General features: G+C 70.0%; 3 protein-coding genes. 2 read left to right on the forward strand and 1 reads right to left on the reverse strand.

Annotated elements, in window-relative coordinates:
• Positions 1 to 693, reverse strand: a 693-nt coding sequence (locus tag CCN51_RS47635; RefSeq protein ID WP_143676143.1) for a TerD family protein, incomplete at its 3' end; no start/stop codon positions are given.
• 232 nt (positions 694 to 925) lie between these two features.
• Between CCN51_RS47635 and CCN51_RS47640 the strand changes: the two genes are divergently transcribed.
• On the forward strand, positions 926 to 2,116 hold the full coding sequence (locus CCN51_RS47640) for an HpcH/HpaI aldolase/citrate lyase family protein (RefSeq protein ID WP_014180052.1): 1,191 nt from the start codon (positions 926 to 928) through the stop codon (positions 2,114 to 2,116).
• Between the two features lie 100 nt (positions 2,117 to 2,216).
• Positions 2,217 to 2,402, forward strand: a 186-nt coding sequence (locus CCN51_RS47645) for a phosphoribosyltransferase domain-containing protein (RefSeq protein WP_425444801.1), incomplete at its 3' end; no start/stop codon positions are given.

Below are 2,402 nucleotides of genomic sequence, written 5' to 3' on the forward strand. Positions count from 1 at the left end.
GTCCATGGCGGCCACTGGGGGCGGTGGCACGGGGGCGGGCGTGGACTCCGGCCGGCCCTCGTTTCCGTTTCCGGTCCCGTTTGTGGGGGCGTCCGTGCCCGGGCCGGGGGCGGCGCCGGCCTCGCTGTTGTCCTCGCCGCCGCCCTCGCCGTCGTCCACCGAGATGCCGTACTCGGTGGCCAGCCCGACCAGCCCCGACTCATAGCCCTGCCCGAGCGCGCGGAACTTCCACGAGCCCCCGCGGCGGTAGAACTCACCGCACAGCAGTGCGGTCTCCTGGCCGGTCTCCGGCGCCACCACGAACTCCGCGAGCGGTGCCGCGTCCGCCCCGCCCGAGGCGTCGTACACCAGCAGGCTCAGATCCGTCACCTGGCCGAAGGTGCCGCCGTCCGCCGACGCGGCCAGCACCACCCGGTGGACGGCCGGCTCCAGCGCCGCCAGATCGGCCTCGACGGTGTCCGTCAGCCCCTCCGGCACCCGCTTCTTGGGCAGATGCCGCACCAGGCCGGACGGATGGCGTGGCTGGTTGTAGAAGACGAAGTCCTCATCCGAACGCACACGGTCGTCCGCGCCCAGCAGCAGCGCCGAGGCGTCCACATCGGGTACGTCCGTGCCGGGAGTCCAGCGGAGCACGGCCCGTACGGCGGTGGCCTCCAGCGGGATGTTCGATCCCTTCAGCATCGCGTGCGTCATGGCCGCAATCCTGCCCTCCCGGACCTTGCTGGGACAACGCAGGGGGCCTGTGCGGGGCTGGGAAAAGATCGGAAAGGGTGGATGGGTCAGTATCCCGGACACGCAGTGGACGCACATGAGTTACGCGATTTTCACACCCTTGGGGAACTTTTGACCCATCGCCGCACGTACGATTATCGGCCACCACCCGGGCCGGAGCGGCCAGCGCGGGCACGACAGCGTGGGGAGAACTATGCGGCATTTTGGACACCTGTCGGCCGAGGTGCGGAAAGAACTGTTCCACCGGGAGCCCGGCGAATTCACCGCTGACTCCCCGGCCCAGACGCTCGCCGTTGCGCTCGGCGCTACCCTCTACAGCCCTGCCACCCGCCCCCGCCTCGCCGATGACATCGCCAAACAGGCAGGTCAGGGCGTTACCTCCATGGTGCTCTGCCTGGAGGACTCGATAGACGACAACGAGGTGCCCGCGGCCGAGGAGAACCTGGTGCGGCAGCTGAGCGAACTCTCGGCGCGCGGCCCGCACCTCCCGCTGCCCCTGCTGTTCGTCCGCGTCCGGACCCCCGAGCAGATCGTCGACCTCGTCCAGCGGCTCGGCTCCGCCACGCGACTGCTGTCCGGATTCGTACTGCCGAAGTTCACCGAGGAGCGCGGTGTCCCCTTCATCGAGGCGCTGATTTCGGCCGAAACCGCGCAGGCGGCCGACGCCCTGGACGGCCGGAAACTGTACGCGATGCCGGTCCTCGAATCGCCCGAGCTGATGCACCGGGAGACCCGTACCGAGACCCTGGCCGGTATCGGCCGCACCGTCGACAAGCACCGCGAGCGGGTCCTGGCGCTCCGCCTCGGCGTCACCGACCTGTGCTCGGCCTACGGGCTGCGCCGGGCGCCCGATATGACGGCGTACGACGTACAGCTCGTCGCCTCCGTCATCGCGGACGTGGTGAACATGCTGGGCCGCGCGGACGGCACCGGCTTCACGGTCACCGGGCCGGTGTGGGAGTACTTCAAACCGCACGAGCGGATGTTCAAACCGCAGCTGCGCCTCAGCCCCTTCACCGGCCGCGCCGCGTCGTCGCTGCGCACCGCCCTCATCGAGCACGACATCGACGGGCTGCTGCGCGAGATCGAACTCGACCGCGCCAACGGCCTGCAGGGCAAGACCTGCATCCACCCGACGCATGTCGCCCCCGTGCATGCGCTGTCCGTGGTCAGCCACGAGGAGTACAGCGACGCCGTGGACATCCTCGAGCCGGAGCGCAACGGGGGCGGTGTGCTGCGCTCGGCGTACACCAACAAGATGAACGAGGTGAAGCCGCACCGCGCCTGGGCCGAGCGGACCCTGCGGCGCGCGGAGGTTTTCGGCGTGGCCCAGGAGCACATCAGCTTTGTGGAGCTGTTGGCGGCGGGGTTGCGGACGGGGTAAGGGGCTACGGACGGATGGAGCGGACAGGGTTGACGGGGCTGAGTGGGTTGATGGGGCTGAGCGGGTTGACGGGGCTGAGCGGGCTGATGGGGCGTACGACGTGATGTGGTCGGGGCAGTGGGTCGCGGACCGGCTGGGAGTCGGGCTCGAAGGCGGCGATGAACTGCGCGAACTGCTGGGGCTGGCGCTGCGGCGCAACCCCAAGCGCGCGCATCTGCTGGTGTCCAACGTGCTCGGCAAGCATGTGCCCCAGCGACCGAGCGCCGTCCACGGCGCGGGCGTACGG

Source organism: Streptomyces milbemycinicus (assembly GCF_002154605.1).
In the GTDB taxonomy this organism is placed as follows: Bacteria; Actinomycetota; Actinomycetes; order Streptomycetales; family Streptomycetaceae; genus Streptomyces; species Streptomyces milbemycinicus.

Bases quoted from the DNA above. Each gene is read 5' to 3' on its own strand.
- CCN51_RS47640 (WP_014180052.1), top strand. From the start codon at position 926: ATGCGGCATTTTGGACACCTGTCGGCCGAGGTGCGGAAAGAACTGTTC.